Raw genomic sequence first — 451 nt, forward strand, 5'->3', positions numbered from 1 at the left:
GTCTATGACTATGCTGTTTAAGCCGTTCCGCTCCACAATATCGAGGTAGCGGCTGATTCCCTCGTCGCTCGCGCCGTGGTTCGCCGGCATGTACACGCTCTTTTTGCCGAACGCAGCGGCGGCGTATGCGGTATGCACCGCGTCCGGCTCGAGAAGCCATAGCTCCTTCAAAAGCAGGCTTTCGGCAAAGCCGCTGAGCTTCTGCGGGATATACGCCGCGTAAATCGGACCGGGCACCCGTTTCAGCGCGTCCAGCCGCCGCCTGAGCGCCGCCGGAACACCGCGCTTCTTTCCGGTCGCCGAGTCCAGCCGCGAAAGCCCTCCCGGCGCGGTATAGAGCAGGTCGCTCCCCGTCCAGCACAGCCCCTCTATCGTGCCCGCGGGTTCCTGCCCCCGGTAGATTTTCTCCGCGCGCTTCGCCTCCCAGTCGAGGCGGTAGACGCAGGGCAGG

At 64.7% G+C, this 451-nt stretch carries 1 pseudogene; it reads right to left on the minus strand.

Features of this window, described 5'->3' with window-relative positions:
* Positions 1-451: pseudogene (locus AWU74_RS12260) on the minus strand (putative glycoside hydrolase); the annotation flags it as partial.

This window comes from Treponema endosymbiont of Eucomonympha sp. (assembly GCF_001028545.1).